Raw genomic sequence first — 15,715 nt, 5'->3', positions numbered from 1 at the left:
TTTTTATTTTTCCCAATATTTCTTCAACGCTTCTTTTTCTATTTTCTTAATGAACGCATCTTTGCCATCCATATATTTATCAATGCTATCGGGGTGTGCTTGGGCCAATTGCTTTTTTAATGTACCATATGTTGTAGCAATTGCCGGATTTTCTCGTAAATAATTTCGAAAAGCAAGATGGCGCAAAATTTCTTGCGTATTGTCAAACTGATAAATATGCACATGATGTGTTCTTTTTATCGGGCCTTTTCGTAAATAACGACGTCCTGATAGTCCAAATTCCCCCATATATTCATAACCGATTCTTTCAAATTCCCCTTGTAACAGGTCTACTTTTTCAATTTCTTCAACAATGACCAAAAAATCAATAATTGGTTTGGCTGCTAAATTAGGCACAGATGTGCTACCGATATGTTCAACTTTAAGACAATTTTCCTTTAGAATCTGTTTCAACGCTTGGGCTTCTTCTTCAAACTGTTCCACCCAGGCTGGTTGGTATTCAGTAACGATTACCCGCATGATTTCTTCCCTCTTTTCTATATCCGTTTCATATGTAAAATAGGAAACGGATTTCCTTGAGGATCTTCCTTTGATTCACCAATTACTTGAAACCCTTGAGATTGATAGAACTTCACAGCCCCTTCATTTTGTTTATTGGCATCAACAAAGACAATTGATTCTTGCTCTATTAATTTTTTGATAATTTCTCCACCATAGCCTTTACGAAAATAGACTGGGTCAATAAATAACATTTCCAAAGTTTGTTGGTTTGTTCCACTAAAGCCCACGCATTTCTGTTCTTCATTTAACCACATACTTAATTGAACTTGTTGAAAATAATCAGGTAAAACTACTTCGATTTTATCAATATCTGCCTGACTCAAAAACAAATGGGTAGCTTCTACTGAAGAACGCCATAGAGAAATTAATTGAGGATAATCGGTTTTTTTTACTTCTTTTTGGTTCAGCATTTTTAATTCCTCCCTATCTAATAAACAAAGTATACCACATTTTGTCTCTCTCAATTCCATAAAAAATAGTCAAATCAACCGTGTTTTTTCTGTCGATTTGACTGTCTCTCTCTATTAACTCTGATGGCTAAACGAGTAAACTAAGCAAAGCCACGATAGCTAAACCGCCTTGTGTTAAAATGATTTTTTTATCACTACTTAAGCTACCGTACGCCGCCACTAAAATAATATAAATCAATAAAAATTTTGTCATCTCCATCGTTGCTTGCGCAAAATAGACACTATAAATAAGTCCTGCACCGATTAGTCCATTATAGATTCCTTGATTTTTAAACAATGTAGTCACTGATTTTCTTTGTAACTCTTGCTTATCCATTTTAAAAACACGGCTTGTTGTCTCAGATGTTGGTACAATCGTTTCTAAATACATAATGTAGAAAAATTCTACCGCCACCAAGGTTACTAAAATTGTTGAAATTAATGTCATCTGCTCCCTCCTCCCATTCCTTTGAACGAAGTAATTTTATGTAATTTTTGCTATGATGTAAATAGATATGCCTAGCATTAACGAAAGGAAGAAACCTATGACTTTTCAAGAAACTATTAGCGCCTATATCCAAGAACGTTATCAGATAACGCCCGATTTTCCTTTTAAAAAACACCCAGACTATCTCGTCTTTCGTCATCCTAGAAATGCGAAATGGTTTGCTTTAATTATGCCACTGGATGCACAACTGCTCGGCGCTACCGAGAATAAGCAGCTCACTATTTTAACCGTTAAACTTGCGCCTGAATTGATTGCCTTATTAAAGAACCAACCTGGCTATTTTCCTGCCTATCATATGAATAAAGAGCATTGGTTAAGTCTTTCTGAAGAAATTCCGCTCTCACAAGTTTTTTCATTTATAGATGAAAGTTACCAACGGAGTTATTAAAAAAAAACACCCTACTCAAGGAGTAGGGTGTGAAAGATTATTTAAGCTTATTTGCTTAAAGCGTCTTTTGCTTGTTCAGCTAACGCTGTAAATGCTGCTGCATCGTTAACGGCTAAGTCAGCTAACATTTTGCGGTTGATATCAATCTCTGCCAATTTCAAACCGTGCATTAATTTAGAATAGCTTAAGCCATTCATGCGAGCTGCCGCGTTGATACGTGCAATCCATAATTTACGGAAGTCACGTTTCTTTTGACGACGGTCTCTGAATGCATAGTAATAAGAGTTCATTACTTGTTCTTTTGCTGATTTAAATAAAGTATGTTTTGATCCGTAGTAGCCTTTCGCTAACTTAAGGACTTTTTTACGACGTTTACGGGTTACTGTTCCACCTTTAACACGTGCCATGTTGAATTCCTCCTAATATCTTGTTTCTCTTGACGGTAATCTAAAAGTCACCGAGTTGTTTTATTTCATTCTTGCTAATTGTTGGCGGATACGTTTGTAATCGCCTTTTGCAACCATGCTTGCTTTACGCAATTGACGGCGTTGTTTTTTAGTTTTACCGTGGAAACGGTGAGATGTAAAGGCACGGCCACGTTTTAAGCCGCCTCCACCAGTACGTTTTACACGTTTTGCTAATCCGCGGTGTGTTTTTTGTTTTGGCATGACTAATTTTCCTCCTCAAAATCTTTGCTTCAAGTGAAAGACTCTAACAGTCACAACTGTCGAATATCCTTCTTGTAGAAATTACCAAAAGTCCGAATGCTCGGTCTCTTCGTTTACTTGTCGTTTTTCGGTGCCAGCGTTAGAAACATGCTGCGTCCGTCCATTTTCGCTTTTTGTTCCACTGTGGCGATGTCCGCAGTTTCTTCAGCTAAGCGATCAAGAACTTTCTGACCAATCTCTTTATGGGTAATGGCACGGCCTTTGAAACGGATAGAAGCTTTCACTTTGTCTCCTTTTTCTAAGAACTTACGTGCATTACGAAGTTTTGTATTGAAGTCATTTACGTCAATTGTTGGACTTAAACGAACTTCTTTGACGTTGATCACTTTTTGTTTCTTGCGAGCTTCACGCTCTTTCTTTTGTTGTTCGAAACGGAATTTTCCATAATCCATAATTCGCGCAACTGGTGGTTTCGCTCCTGGCGCTACAAGTACTAAATCCAAGTTTGCAGATTCAGCGATTTGTAATGCTTCTGCTTTGGTTTTTACACCTAATTGTTCACCATCTTGTCCGATCAAACGTAACTCGCGTGCACGAATGCCGTCGTTAACCATCATATCCTTTGCTATGGTCATTCACCTCCAAAATTTTTAAGAGAAAATCCTAACGGAAGTCTGCTTTGTTTGCTAAATGCAATAAAAAAACAGGTTCCTATCCAGAACCCGCCAACAGTCTGCCTTACTTAAAAAAATAAGGAATACTTTATCTAGCCCAGCGATATACTCAACTAAGGCGAGAAGCGGGTGCTTCTGCTTTCATTTCTCAACTTCACTAGTTTACCTTAGTTTATCCTAGTTGTCAATATATTTCCTCAAAAAAAAAACGAATCTAGCACTAGATTCGTTTGAACTCGTATTTTGATCATTAATAATTAGTGGACTGTCCCAATGTGACTTCCTAGAAACAAATGGTTCAACACATGGTGTGCATTTTCTATCCCCTAGGCGATCCCTGTAGTCCCTACAGTTCTTCTATTTATAAGGTTTCTCGTTTAGACAAGCCACGTTCTAAGATTTTTTGACTTCTAAGATACTCTGAATTTTCTGTACTTTCAGAAAAAGACAACTCTGTTTCTATCTCCTCTGACTCAATACAAATGAGTTCTTTGCCATACCATTGTGCTTTATACAACAGTTTAGCTAAAAATAAAGACCAAGCCAGTTCAGAACGATCATATTTTGGCGGCCGCTCATTACTGTGATGGGCTTTTTCAATACAAATAACATCGTAACTTGAAACCAATTCCGTTGTAATTTTGTTTAAAATATCCGTTCGTTGGTTGGCTATTTTTTCGCGAATTTTTGCGACTTTTATTTTTTGTTTTTGATAATTTTTTGCTTGCGAAAGATCGACACCTTTTTCTAAAGCAATCATTTTACGCTTGTTTAATTTTCGTTCTTCTTGACGTAGTTTTTGCTTTAAATGCTTTGAACAATAGCTTTTTTCGAAGCTTTCACCATTCGAAAGCAGCGCAAATTTTTCCCTACTGCTACAAATTCCCACCATTTTTTGTTGCTTTGTTTTCGTTTCAATCGGCGCTTCACACAAAATGGAAACATAATAATTGTGACTCGCACTCATAGAAATAGTTACAGATTTTATCTCCCCCAGCGGTTGGCGGTGTACCTTCATTTTAATTAAAGATTTCAATTTAGGTACTTTCAAATAACGATTATCCAAAATTTTGACCGTCCCATGTTGATTGTTCGTAGTGTAGGAATGCACCGTTTCTTTCTTTTTCTTTTTTGGAAAGCCCATCCCTTTTTCCCGATAAAAATTTTTAAAGGCTCGATCCAAATAAACTTGTGCATTTGCCAAGGCTAAACTATCAACTTCTCTGAGGACAGGGTATTGTTTCTTATATTTAGCTGGCGTTGGCATTTTAAACGTTTGTTGAGGATTTTTTCGCATCTCTTTGTAGATATCAATCCGGTCTTGTAACATTAAATTATACACCAAGCGAACACAAGAAAATGTTTTTTGAATAAACTCTTCTTGTTTTGAGGTTGGATAAAGTCTGTATTTATAAGCTTTCAGAGCCTTCATCTCATAACCACCCTACCAAGATAGTTAGAAAAGAAGCTGGTTATAAACCAGCTTTTCTTTTCTTCTCTTCAATTTTTTCACGGTACATTGCAACTTCGTCTTCAGCACAATAAACATAGTGTCCATTGAGAATTTCACGGAGCTCACGATCTTTTCCATCTGCTGCTGCAGGCTGGTAAACGATCCGTTTACGTGTGCGTTCATAGTCTGGATCTGGTAATGGAATCGCAGAAAGTAAACTTTCTGTATAAGGATGAACGCCGAAATTATAGACATCATCACTTGTGCCCATTTCCAATAATTTCCCACTGTGCATTACGCCAATTCGGTCACTGATATGTTTTACCATCGATAAGTCATGTGCGATAAACAAGTAAGTTAAGCCTTGTTCTTTTTGTAAATCTTGTAATAAGTTTACTACTTGGGCTTGAATCGACACATCCAAAGCCGAAATCGGCTCATCACAGATAATGAAACGTGGATTAACCGCTAAAGCACGAGCAATCCCAATCCGTTGACGTTGCCCACCAGAAAACTCATGAGGATAACGCGTACTGTGACTTGGATTTAATCCCACCGTTTTTAAAAGTTCATTGACTTTTTCTTCCCGCTCTTTTGGTGTTTTAGCTAATCCATTGACATCGATTCCTTCAGCAATAATATCATTGACTTTCATTCTTGGATTCAATGAAGCATATGGATCTTGGAAGATCATTTGAACATCGCGGCGGAATGCTTGCATGTCCGCTTTTGATTTAATTTTGCTAATGTCTTTTCCATCGAAAAGAATTTCACCAGCAGTTGGATCATATAAACGAATGACACTGCGACCAGTTGTTGATTTTCCACTTCCTGATTCGCCAACTAATCCAAAGGTTTCGCCTTCAAAAATATGAAAACTAATGTCATCAATGGCTTTTACTTCGTCTTTACGACCAACATTGAAATACTGTTTCAAACCAGTGACTTCTAATAGGACTTTTTTCTCTTCTGCCATTAATTACTACCTCCTGGATTTTTTTGACGCTCTGCATAAATTGCCCAACGACGAACAATCTCTGCTGGAGGCGTAACTTTTGGTGCTTGTGGTGCTAATAACCACGTTGCTGCTTTGTGTGTCGGTGATACTTCAAAATAAGGTGGTTCTTTTTCTGTATCAATTTTTAAAGCAAACTCATTCCGTGGATAGAAGGCATCTCCAGTTGGTGGATCTAATAAATCTGGAGGTGAACCTGGAATCGCATAAAGTTTGTCTTCTGTTCCTTCCATCGTTGGCATTGACCCTAAAAGTCCCCAAGTATATGGATGTTGTGGATTATAGAAAATTTCTTCTGCTGTTCCCACTTCAACCAGACGTCCACCGTACATGACAGCGACACGGTCAGCCACGTTCGCTACTACCCCTAAATCATGGGTAATGAAAATAATCGAAGTGCTAATTTTTTCTTGTAAATCTTTTAATAACTCTAAAATTTGTGCTTGGATGGTTACATCCAACGCTGTAGTTGGTTCATCTGCAATTAGAACTTCTGGATAACAAATTAAAGCAATTGCAATGACAATCCGTTGACGTTGTCCACCAGAAAATTGGTGTGGATAGTTTTTCAAACGTTTTTCAGCATTAGGAATGCCGACTAATTTTAGTAATTCTAATGCTTGCGCTAAGCCTTCTTTTTTTGAGACTTTATTATGTTTGATTAATGATTCCGCCACTTGTTTGCCAATTGGCATCGTTGGGTCTAATGAAGTCATCGGATCTTGGAAAATCATTGCGATTTCTTTACCACGAATGGCTTGCATTTGTTTTTCTGTTTTATGAACAATATCTTGCCCTTTAAACAAAATTTCCCCGTTATCAATATTGGCATTACTGCTCAACAAACGCATAATACTGCGGGTTGTAACAGATTTACCACTCCCTGATTCACCTACGATGGCTAACGTTTCACCTTTATAAAGATCAAAACTCACACCACGAATGGCGTTGACTTTACCTGCAAATGTATCAAAGGAGATTCTTAAGTCTTTAACTTCTAATACTTTTTCCATAGTCATTCACCACTCTTACTCTTTCATCTTAGGATCAAATGCGTCACGTAAACCATCAGCTAACAAGTTGAAACAAATCATGATAACTGAAAGTGTTGCCGCTGGAATCCACATTAAATATGGAAGGAAACGGAAAGTTTTGTATCCTTCGTTTAACAAGGTTCCCAAAGATGCGGTTGGTGGGCGTAAGCCTAACCCAATAAAACTTAGGAACGCTTCAAAGAAAATTGCCGATGGGATACTGAACATCATTTGGACAATAATGACACTTGAGATATTCGGTAAAATATGTTTAATAGCAATTTTCCAACGAGATTCGCCCAATGTTTCTGCTGCCATGACAAACTCTTGGTCTTTTAGTTTCATGGTCTGGGCTCGCACAATCCTGGCCATTGATATCCAGTTTGTAATAACCATGGCTAAAACAATCGAAACAATCCCTGGATCAAAGACTGTTAGCATCAAGATCATAACAACTAAGTTAGGAATACCAGAAAGAACTTCTAAAATACGTTGCATTACTGTATCGACACGACCACCGACTAACCCGGAAATCAGTCCATACGTTACCCCAATCGTAATATCTAGAATTGCCGCAATAAACGCAATTAATAAGGAAATACGTGTTCCCATAAATAAACGACTTAGGACATCACGACCTAAACCATCTGTTCCTAGATAAAAGTTTACGTTATCTGGAACGTTTGCTTGTGCATATTTATCAACTAATTGACCAGCAACTGTTGTTTTACCATTTAAACCATTCACGCTTTCCAAGCCAGGAATTCGTGGTGGTAAGTTAATGTAAGAAACATTTTGTTTCGTTGGGTTATGTGGTGAAACCCAAATGGTAATAATAGAGATAAAGATAATAACTGCTAAGAAACTCATTGAGATAACTGCAGCTTTATTCTTTTTCAAACGACGCCATGAGTCTTGTAAGAAACTTAAAGACGGTGTGGCAATACGCTCTCTTTCTTTTAGAGTTGAAGTGTTTAGAGGCTGAAACTCATCTGCCGGAATATCTTTAATCGCTTGTGGTAGATTATTTTTATTGACTGTTTCCATTAGCCTTTTGCACCTCCTGATACGCGAATTCTTGGATCAATTAAACCATAAAGTAAATCAACAATCAGAATTACAACAACTAACATTGTTGAATACAAAATAGTTACTGCCATAATTGTTGGATAGTCGTTTGTCATAATTGATTTTACAAACTGTTCCCCAATTCCAGGGATGGCAAAAATATTTTCTACTACTAAAGAACCTGTCATTAAACCAACGGCTAAAGGTCCTAATAAGGTAATCAATGGAATTAAACTGTTTCTTAACCCATGGCGGAATGCAACTTGCCAGCGACTCAAGCCTTTTGCTTTGGCTAATTCGACATAATCACTATGCAAGACCTCTACCATCTCGGTTCGAATAAACCTAGCCGAATCGGCCATGGGACTCATTGCCAAGGCAATAGTTGGCAAGATTGTGTAGGCAAAACCATTCCACATAGCAATTGGTAAGATTCTTAATTTCATTGCAAAAATGTATTGTAATAATACCGCGAAAACAAAGTTTGGAATAGAACGACCTAAAATGGCTAACAATGTTGCCAACGTATCTACCCAAGTATTTTGACGCATCGCTGCGATAATCCCCAATAAAATACCGACTAACGTACCAAAGATAATCGCTTGTCCTCCCAGTTGAAGGGATGGTCCAATTCGACCAGCTAATAACTTAGCAACCGGTTGGTTTTTAAATTGGAATGAAATACCAAAGTCCCCTGTAACCAGGTTCTTTAAGTAAATTCCGTATTGAACAATCACTGGTTTATCTAAGCCAGATTGTTTATTCAACATAGCGATTGTTTCTGGACTAAGTTTTTCTTGGTTGGTATAAGGCGTACCTGGTAATAATTGCATTAAGAAAAACGTAATCGTTGCGATTAACCACAAAGTGATAATCATGAAAAAGATCCGTTTAAGAAAATATTTTCCAAAACTATTCAATAATGACACCTCCGAGATTTTTTTGACTTCCTCAGTTATTTTCGTTAAAGTAATGACTAGATAGACCACAATAATAGATAGGGTGAACACATGAAAACTTTTAAATGGCCAATTATTACAGCCGTTATTTCCAGTATCGGCATTTTTCTTTACTTATTAATAAGTAAAGAACCTATCACTACCTCCTCATTATCAGATACCTTCTTTATCGTTTCGCTTTTCTTTTTAATTATCGGCATTGCTTTATGGATTATGTCCTCTGGCTTTTTCGATAACTTTCAGCGCTCAATGAAAAACGCGTTTCGTTTTAAAAAGAAAAATGAACCGAAAGAGTTTATCCCGCTTTCAGTCATTGGCGATGCACATCGCTCTTTCTGGCTAAAAACTGGGGGCATCTTACTGATTCTGTCTTTAGGCTTTCTACTATTTTACTTGGTCTAAGACAAGATAGCAAGAGGACCGTTGCCTTTTATTCCATGGCAAAGGTCCTTTTTTGTTTGCTATCGATCTTTTGTCAGGTTATTCTGAAATGTATGCCCATTTGTAGTCATACGTTGCGCCAGCAGGATGAACTGCGACATCTTTGACTTTTTCAGCACGTAAATGCGCTTCTGATTTTTGGAATAAAGGTACCACACCCATGTCTCCCATAATCGTTTTCTCTGCATTTAACATATCATCCCAACGTTTTTCAGGATCTGTCGCATCTGCACTACTTGCTGCTTTCACGAACTTGTCAAACTCTGAATTGTTATAACGTCCACGGTTATATGAGTTATCTGAAGCAAATAAGTCTAAGAAACTACTTGGATCAGCATAGTCAGCACTCCAACCACCGATTACTGCATCAAAGTCGCCTTTGTTTGAACGATCTAAACGAACAGAGAATGGAACCGGACTAACCGTTACCTTCACACCATCTAAAGCATCTTGAATTGACCCTTGAACAAATTCAACTGTTTTCTTAGAAGAATCTGCATCTGAAGAAAGAATATCCATTGTTAAAGTTGAAATCCCCAATTCTTTTTTCGCTTTTTCCCAGTATTCTTTAGCTTTTTTCGTATCATATTCAATTTGACTACCTGCTTCTTTAGCAAAGTCTTTGCCGCCACTTGGGTCTTTTGCCATATCTGCTGGTACTAAACCGTTTGGCTCGATAGAACCATCCCCTAAGATTGATTCAACTAACGCTTTACGGTCGATTGAGTAAGAAATTGCTTTACGTAAGTTCGCATTTCTAAATGGTGATTTTTCATCACGTTGATTTAGTTCCATATATTGTGTTGATGCTTCTTTTTGACTAACAAAAGCTGGGTCATTGGCCATTTGTTGGGCTAATTCACCAGAAAGAACGACATCGTCTGTTTGTCCATCTTGGAACAAGTTCAACGCGGTTGGTGATTCTTTCACGACATTCACATCTACTGAGTCCAGTTTCACAGTATCTTTATCCCAATATTGATCGTTTTTCTTGAATGACCATTTTGTATCTGTACCAGGACCATCAAAGCCGTCTAAGACGAATGGACCATTGTAGACAGCACTTTCGCTGTTTGATGCATAATTTTTACCATATTTTTCCACAATATCTTGACGTTGCGGGAAGAATGATGGGAAAGCTAATAAGTAATCAAAGTATGGTGTTGCTTTTTCTAAAGTGATTTCTAATTCTGTATCACTGACTGCTTTAATTCCTAATTCTGATTTATCTTTTTCCCCTTTAGCAATGGCATCACCATTTTTTACAGAGGCATACAGATAAGCATATTCAGAAGCTGTCGCTGGATCAACTGTTCGTTGCCATCCGTAAACATAGTCATTAGCAGTCACTGGTTTACCGTCTGACCATTTTGCATCTTTGTTTAATTTAATTTTGTATGTTAGTCCATCTTCAGAAACTTCTGCTTTTTCCGCTGCACCTGCAGGTTGGACTTTGTTATCTTTGTCTAAACGATAAATTCCTTCATATACATTATTTAATGCAATAAAACTAATTCTGTCTGTTGCTAGTGATAAATCAGCTGTTGGCATTTCTTGTTGTTCTGTGACACGTAAAACTTGTTCGCCACTTGCCTTACCGCCACCAGACGCGCTTGAGCTATCTGACGTTCCGCCGCCTCCACAAGCCGCTAAAGTTGTTACGCTAAATAATGTAATCACACCGAATGTTAATGACTTTTTCAATTTCATAGTGTTGCCTCCTAAAATAATACAATCTGTATTTTCTGAAAAATCAGAATTTAATAATTATTTATTGCTATGGAATATATCTTACATTTTTCATATTAAAATTGCAAGTCAAAATGTTAACTTTTTTTAATTTTTCTTCTCTTCCTATCAGAAACCACTCTTTTTCTTCCTGTCTTTTATTGCAATTCTTTTGTCAGTTTTCTAAACATTATGGTAAATTAGGAAGTAAAGGAGTGACAAAATATGAAAAATTCTACGTTTTTAAAGGATTTGTTTGCTATCGATAAAGCAAATGACGAATTATTTCGGTTAGTTGGTGTCGCAATTTGTATGGCAATTCCATTATTAATTGGTTATTTTTCCAATAATTTACTCATTGGGACCTTTGGCTCGATGGGCATTTATACGTTTATTTATTATCAGCCGCTTCCTTTGCCCCAATTATTGCGCAGACTGAATATTGTTGGCTTTTTTATTGTTCTGGGCAACAGCTTAGGAATGCTAAGTCACCATGTACCTTGGTTGATTCCCATTACAATTGCCATCGTCGCTTTTCTTGCACGCTTACTTTTTAGATTGTATGGCATTGAGAAGCCTGGTGCTTTGTTAGTTATCATGTCAACCGCAATGGGAACAAGCAACAATTTTCCTTTACATAAGATTCCCATCATGGCCAGTTTTGTTCTTTTAGGAGTAGTGACCGGCATTATCATGGGCATTGTGCTTCATTTCATCGACAAGCGCCCCTACGTTTTTCAAAAACGGATGTCTCTTCAAGAACGTCTTTATATCGATCCCGCTTCTTTATTAGATGCTTTGCATTATGCGGCCATTTTATTTTTAGCAGCTTATTTAAGTCAATCGCTTCATTTAGTCAACGCCTATTGGATGACGTTTACTTGCGCAGCCATTTTACAAGGGGAAAATTTACATTCTGTGATGCAGCGAAATGTTCAACGGATTCTAGGCACGAGTCTCGGTTTGTTGCTTTCTGCAATTTTATTAATGATTCCCTTTACACCTTTACAAACAATCGGTATCATTAGTATTCTATATGCAGCTTTTGAAGGATTCATTAACAGAAACTATGCGATTGCCAGCTTTTTTATTACCCCGATGTCCTTATTATTATCAAATCTTGCACGACAGCAAGTCATTAGTAATCTTTTAAACTATCGATTAGTCGGGATTGTGTTAGGTAGTTTACTTGGTTTTGCCGGCGCTTATGTTTTCACAACTGCGCTACGTTTCTATAATCGGGCCTACTCAATTGATGAAACCTTTGAAAATCAACAAGAAGAAAGAGGCGTTTTATGAAAATAACTTATCCCTTGCCACCAAATCTACCAGAACAACTTCCTCTATTAACGAACTGTCAATTAGAAGATGAGGCAATCTTAGAAAATCATTTGTATCAGCAGATTGATTTACCGAATCAAGAAGTTCGTAACTTAGTCTTTCGGGATGCTGTTTTCGATCATCTTTCATTAGCAAATGGCCAGTTTGCTTCTTTTGATTGTAGTAATGTGCGTTTTGAAGCTTGCGATTTTTCTAACGTCGAATGGCTGTCTGGCAGTTTTCATCGAGTGACTTTCCTTCGTTGCAATTTGACAGGAACGAATTTTGCAGATAGCTATTTAAAAGATTGTCTATTTGAGGATTGCAAAGCCGATTATGCTTCTTTTCGTTTTGCAAATTTTAATCTTGTTCACTTTAATCAGACTCGTTTAGTCGAAAGTGAATTTTTCGAGGTCACTTGGAAGAAACTCCTTCTAGAAGCTTGCGATTTAACCGAAAGTAATTGGTTAAATACTTCTTTAAAAGGATTGGATTTTTCCCAAAACACCTTTGAACGCTTGACTTTCTCACCAAACTATTTATCAGGTCTTAAAGTCACCCCTGAACAAGCCATTTATTTGGCAAGTGCCCTTGGTTTGGTGATTACCTAAGAAAATTTTAAAAAAATAGCCGAATAACTGGTTCTGTCGGTTCTTTCTTATTAAATTGTTATTAATTTTTTGGAAAAACCAACGGAACCATTTTACTTGTGCCTTATTTTTAGGTAAACTATCTTAGGTTAAGCAATCTCTTTTTTTGGAACAAGAGAAACTTTTGGAATCATTTCCTATAAATCATGAAGAGATTATGACAAACGTTCTTCTAATCCAAGAACGTCTTTTGTCCTATACTCGATTCTACTCAAAAGGAATGTCAGTGAATGAATATAAAAAAACAAGGCCTCGGTCAAGCGACGGGAAAAATCATTTTAATGGGGGAACACGCCGTTGTTTACGGCGAACCAGCAATCGCCTTTCCTTTTCAAGCGACAGAAATCACAGCCGTCTTTACCCCAGCAAAAACTATGCAGATTGATTGTGCATATTTTACAGGATTGCTTGAAGACGTGCCCCAAGAGCTAGCAAATATCAAGGAAGTTGTTCAGCAAACCTTACATTTTTTAAAGGAAGATACGTTTAAAGGCACTTTGACCTTAACAAGTACGATTCCCGCTGAACGAGGAATGGGCTCAAGCGCAGCAACCGCTGTGGCCATCGTTCGAAGCCTTTTTGATTATTTTGATTACGCTTATACATATCAAGAATTGTTTGAGCTTGTTTCCTTAAGTGAGAAAATTGCTCATGGCAATCCTAGTGGTATCGATGCCGCAGCAACAAGCGGCGCTGATCCCTTATTTTTTACTAGAGGATTTCCGCCCACACATTTCTCGATGAATTTATCTAATGCCTACTTAGTAGTAGCTGATACGGGAATTAAAGGTCAAACACGTGAAGCAGTGAAAGACATTGCGCAGCTAGCTCAAAATAATCCCACAGCAATCGCTGAAACAATGAAACAATTAGGTTCTTTTACTAAAGAAGCGAAGCAGGCAATTTTACAAGATGATAAACAAAAATTAGGTCAGCTAATGACGTTAGCGCAAGAGCAACTCCAGCAATTAACCGTCAGCAACGATATGCTGGATCGACTAGTGGCTCTCTCTCAAGAACATGGCGCTCTAGGAGCAAAATTAACCGGCGGCGGTCGCGGTGGCTGTATGATTGCCTTAACAGATAATAAAAAGACCGCACAAACCATTGCACAGACTTTAGAAGAAAATGGAGCTGTTGCTACATGGATTCAATCATTAGAGGTGAAAAAGTAATGCTTTCAGGAAAAGCACGAGCGCATACAAATATTGCTCTGATTAAATATTGGGGAAAAGCCAATGAAGAATACATTTTACCAATGAATAGTAGTTTATCATTAACATTAGATGCCTTTTACACAGAAACAACTGTGACATTTGATGCCCATTATTCAGAAGATGTATTTATTTTAGATGGTATCTTGCAAAACGAAAAACAAACAAAAAAAGTCAAAGAATTTTTGAACCTTGTTCGTCAACAAGCCGATTGTACTTGGTTTGCAAAAGTAGAAAGTCAAAATTTTGTGCCTACTGCAGCTGGTTTGGCTTCTTCAGCGAGTGGTCTAGCTGCTTTAGCAGGGGCCTGTAACGTAGCCTTAGGATTAAATCTTTCAGCAAAAGACTTATCACGTTTAGCGCGACGTGGTTCAGGTTCTGCTTGTCGTAGTATTTTTGGTGGTTTTGCTCAATGGAACAAAGGCCACTCTGATGAAACGTCGTTTGCTGAAAATATTCCAGCCAATAATTGGGAAAACGAATTGGCCATGCTCTTTATCTTAATTAATGATGGCGAAAAAGATGTTTCCAGCCGTGATGGAATGAAACGAACAGTAGAAACTTCTAGCTTTTATCAAGGTTGGTTGGACAATGTGGAAAAAGATTTATCCCAAGTTCATGAAGCAATTAAAACAAAAGACTTCCCTCGTTTAGGAGAAATCATTGAAGCCAATGGGTTAAGGATGCATGGAACAACCTTAGGCGCTGTCCCTCCATTTACTTACTGGTCCCCAGGCAGCTTACAAGCGATGGCTTTAGTTCGCCAAGCACGGGCCAAAGGAATTCCTTGCTACTTTACAATGGATGCAGGTCCGAATGTCAAGGTCTTAGTCGAAAAGAAAAACTTAGAAGCATTAAAAACATTTTTAAGTGAACATTTTTCAAAAGAGCAGTTAGTCCCAGCTTTTGCTGGTCCCGGAATTGAATTGTTTGAAACGAAAGGAATGGATAAATAAGCATGATTGAAGTTACTACGCCAGGAAAGTTATTTATTGCAGGAGAATATGCCGTTGTTGAACCTGGCCACCCTGCCATTATCGTTGCTGTGGATCAATTCGTAACTGTAACTGTCGAAGAAACAACAGATGAAGGCAGTATTCAATCTGCACAATACAGCTCTTTACCTATTCGTTGGACACGCCGAAATGGTGAGCTCGTATTAGATATTCGCGAAAATCCTTTTCATTATGTTCTAGCGGCGATTCATCTAACTGAAAAATATGCGCAAGAGCAAAACAAAGAATTGTCATTTTATCATTTAAAAGTGACGAGTGAATTAGATAGTTCAAATGGACGAAAATATGGTCTTGGTTCAAGCGGTGCGGTAACCGTTGGAACTGTCAAAGCCTTGAATATTTTTTATGACTTAGGTTTGGAAAATGAGGAAATTTTCAAATTATCAGCATTAGCTCACTTAGCAGTTCAAGGAAATGGTTCTTGTGGAGATATCGCCGCAAGCTGTTACGGGGGCTGGATTGCCTTTTCAACCTTCGATCATGATTGGGTCAATCAAAAAGTGGCCACTGAAACATTAACTGATTTGTTAGCAATGGACTGGCCTGAATTAATGATTTTTCCGTTAAAA

19 protein-coding genes and 1 other annotated feature are annotated in these 15,715 nt (G+C 37.6%); of the genes, 7 read left to right on the top strand and 12 right to left on the bottom strand.

Going from position 1 to position 15,715, the window contains the following annotated elements; all coding sequences use genetic code 11:
• Nucleotides 1–3 precede the first annotated feature (3 nt).
• From KQI94_RS05370 to KQI94_RS05360, 3 genes are all read right to left on the bottom strand, one after another.
• Nucleotides 4–519, bottom strand: a complete 516-nt coding sequence (locus KQI94_RS05370; protein WP_002361365.1) for a GrpB family protein — start codon at nt 517–519, stop codon at nt 4–6.
• Between the two features lie 17 nt (nt 520–536).
• On the bottom strand, nt 537–1,031 hold the full coding sequence (locus KQI94_RS05365) for a GNAT family N-acetyltransferase (protein WP_002368164.1): 495 nt from the start codon (nt 1,029–1,031) through the stop codon (nt 537–539).
• A gap of 67 nt (nt 1,032–1,098) precedes the next feature.
• On the bottom strand, nt 1,099–1,458 hold the full coding sequence (locus tag KQI94_RS05360) for a DUF1304 domain-containing protein (RefSeq protein ID WP_002368163.1): 360 nt from the start codon (nt 1,456–1,458) through the stop codon (nt 1,099–1,101).
• Between the two features lie 67 nt (nt 1,459–1,525).
• Here KQI94_RS05360 and KQI94_RS05355 point away from each other — a divergent pair, with 67 nt between their 5' ends.
• Nucleotides 1,526–1,906 (top strand): MmcQ/YjbR family DNA-binding protein, encoded by a 381-nt coding sequence (locus KQI94_RS05355; protein ID WP_002390392.1) that lies wholly within the window; start codon nt 1,526–1,528, stop codon nt 1,904–1,906.
• Nucleotides 1,907–1,953: 47 nt separating this feature from the next.
• Here KQI94_RS05355 and rplT read toward each other — a convergent pair whose 3' ends face one another.
• The 8 genes from rplT to opp1B all read right to left on the bottom strand — a co-directional run bounded on the left by rplT (nt 1,954) and on the right by opp1B (nt 8,738).
• Nucleotides 1,954–2,313, bottom strand: coding sequence for a 50S ribosomal protein L20 (gene rplT / locus KQI94_RS05350; RefSeq protein WP_002355799.1), 360 nt, complete (start codon nt 2,311–2,313; stop codon nt 1,954–1,956).
• Between the two features lie 60 nt (nt 2,314–2,373).
• A complete protein-coding gene (rpmI, locus tag KQI94_RS05345) occupies nt 2,374–2,574 on the bottom strand; it encodes a 50S ribosomal protein L35 (RefSeq protein WP_002355798.1) in 201 nt (66 codons plus the stop codon).
• A 113-nt stretch (nt 2,575–2,687) separates the two neighbouring features.
• A complete protein-coding gene (gene infC, locus KQI94_RS05340; RefSeq protein WP_002355797.1) occupies nt 2,688–3,209 on the bottom strand; it encodes a translation initiation factor IF-3 in 522 nt (173 codons plus the stop codon).
• A gap of 54 nt (nt 3,210–3,263) precedes the next feature.
• Nucleotides 3,264–3,395, bottom strand: a sequence feature (ribosomal protein L20 leader region).
• Between the two features lie 214 nt (nt 3,396–3,609).
• On the bottom strand, nt 3,610–4,680 hold the full coding sequence (locus KQI94_RS05335) for an RNA-guided endonuclease TnpB family protein (protein ID WP_002368159.1): 1,071 nt from the start codon (nt 4,678–4,680) through the stop codon (nt 3,610–3,612).
• Nucleotides 4,681–4,720: 40 nt separating this feature from the next.
• Nucleotides 4,721–5,677 (bottom strand): oligopeptide ABC transporter ATP-binding protein Opp1F, encoded by a 957-nt coding sequence (opp1F, locus tag KQI94_RS05330; RefSeq protein ID WP_002361357.1) that lies wholly within the window; start codon nt 5,675–5,677, stop codon nt 4,721–4,723.
• Complete coding sequence (opp1D, locus tag KQI94_RS05325) at nt 5,677–6,735, bottom strand: oligopeptide ABC transporter ATP-binding protein Opp1D (RefSeq protein WP_002355794.1); 1,059 nt, start codon at nt 6,733–6,735, stop codon at nt 5,677–5,679. The genes opp1F and opp1D overlap by 1 nt, the downstream gene beginning before the upstream one ends.
• Before the next feature lie 9 nt (nt 6,736–6,744).
• Entirely contained in the window at nt 6,745–7,797 is a 1,053-nt protein-coding gene (gene opp1C, locus KQI94_RS05320; protein WP_002355787.1) for an oligopeptide ABC transporter permease Opp1C, read from the bottom strand.
• On the bottom strand, nt 7,797–8,738 hold the full coding sequence (opp1B, locus tag KQI94_RS05315) for an oligopeptide ABC transporter permease Opp1B (RefSeq protein WP_002381304.1): 942 nt from the start codon (nt 8,736–8,738) through the stop codon (nt 7,797–7,799). Before opp1B ends, opp1C begins: the two co-directional genes overlap by 1 nt.
• A gap of 90 nt (nt 8,739–8,828) precedes the next feature.
• Here opp1B and KQI94_RS05310 point away from each other — a divergent pair, with 90 nt between their 5' ends.
• Nucleotides 8,829–9,179 carry a DUF3899 domain-containing protein gene (locus tag KQI94_RS05310; protein ID WP_002355784.1) on the top strand — a complete coding sequence of 117 codons (351 nt, stop codon included), beginning with the start codon at nt 8,829–8,831 and terminating at the stop codon, nt 9,177–9,179.
• Nucleotides 9,180–9,257: 78 nt separating this feature from the next.
• On the opposite strand, the gene opp1A is transcribed toward KQI94_RS05310, so the two are convergent.
• Nucleotides 9,258–10,928 carry an oligopeptide ABC transporter substrate-binding protein Opp1A gene (gene opp1A / locus KQI94_RS05305; RefSeq protein ID WP_002390393.1) on the bottom strand — a complete coding sequence of 557 codons (1,671 nt, stop codon included), beginning with the start codon at nt 10,926–10,928 and terminating at the stop codon, nt 9,258–9,260.
• A gap of 243 nt (nt 10,929–11,171) precedes the next feature.
• On the opposite strand from opp1A, the gene KQI94_RS05300 reads away from it, so the two are divergent.
• The 5 genes from KQI94_RS05300 to KQI94_RS05280 form a co-directional block, all read left to right on the top strand.
• Nucleotides 11,172–12,245: an FUSC family protein gene (locus KQI94_RS05300; RefSeq protein ID WP_002355782.1), complete on the top strand. Its 1,074-nt coding sequence runs from the start codon at nt 11,172–11,174 to the stop codon at nt 12,243–12,245.
• Entirely contained in the window at nt 12,242–12,877 is a 636-nt protein-coding gene (locus KQI94_RS05295) for a pentapeptide repeat-containing protein (RefSeq protein ID WP_002355781.1), read from the top strand. The genes KQI94_RS05300 and KQI94_RS05295 overlap by 4 nt, the downstream gene beginning before the upstream one ends.
• Before the next feature lie 269 nt (nt 12,878–13,146).
• Entirely contained in the window at nt 13,147–14,091 is a 945-nt protein-coding gene (gene mvk / locus KQI94_RS05290; RefSeq protein WP_002368154.1) for a mevalonate kinase, read from the top strand.
• Nucleotides 14,091–15,086, top strand: a complete 996-nt coding sequence (gene mvaD, locus KQI94_RS05285) for a diphosphomevalonate decarboxylase (protein WP_002355778.1) — start codon at nt 14,091–14,093, stop codon at nt 15,084–15,086. Before mvk ends, mvaD begins: the two co-directional genes overlap by 1 nt.
• Before the next feature lie 2 nt (nt 15,087–15,088).
• The coding region (locus tag KQI94_RS05280) for a phosphomevalonate kinase (RefSeq protein ID WP_216454329.1) at nt 15,089–15,715 on the top strand (627 nt) is incomplete at its 3' end.

The organism is Enterococcus sp. S183_ASV_20 (assembly GCF_018919685.1).
GTDB classification, from domain to species: Bacteria; Bacillota; Bacilli; order Lactobacillales; family Enterococcaceae; genus Enterococcus; species Enterococcus faecalis.
The sequence above is the reverse complement of the archived record's forward strand: the minus strand, read 5'-3'. Positions and strand labels throughout refer to the sequence as shown.